At 77.8% G+C, this 541-nt stretch carries 1 pseudogene; it reads right to left on the reverse strand.

The window, feature by feature from the left end:
• Positions 1 to 541, reverse strand: a pseudogene (locus ND748_RS33550) (exonuclease); the annotation flags it as partial.

Genomic DNA, 541 nt, shown 5'->3' on the forward strand with positions numbered 1-541 from the left:
GCCTCGGCGCGGGCCGCCACCAGGTCGTCCAACCCGGCGGCGAGCTCGGCCAGTCGGCGCGCCGCGGCGGGTGCCCGATCGTCGAGCAGCACGACGAGATCGAAGTGCCGCACCTGCGCCAGTGGGTCGGGCGGCCCGTCCGTGCTCGAGTCCGCCGCGGCGGGCGGGTGCGAGGGGTCGGACGGCTCGCGGGCCAGCTCGGCATGCAAGGTGCGGACCTGCGTCTCCCATCGGTCGGCGGCGCGCAGGGCGGCCGCCGCGTCGGCCGCAAGCCGGTCCGCCTCCTGCTCGGCGGCGGTCTCCTCGTCCTTGCTCAGATGATCGGCGCGGACCTCCGCCGGATCGGGGTGTTCGAACGCGCCGCAGACCGGACAGGGCGTGTCGTCGACGAGTGCCGCGGCGAGTTCCGCGGTGATCGCGTCGAAGCGCTGCCGGCGTACGTCCGCGGCGTGCGCCCGGGCCGCGGCGGCGCGCTCGCGGGCGATGTCGGCGTCCCGGCGGGCGTGGTGCTGCTCGGCGACCGCGTCGGCCAGCTCCCGGG

Source organism: Frankia sp. AiPs1 (assembly GCF_023716945.1).
GTDB lineage: Bacteria > Actinomycetota > Actinomycetes > Frankiales > Frankiaceae > Frankia.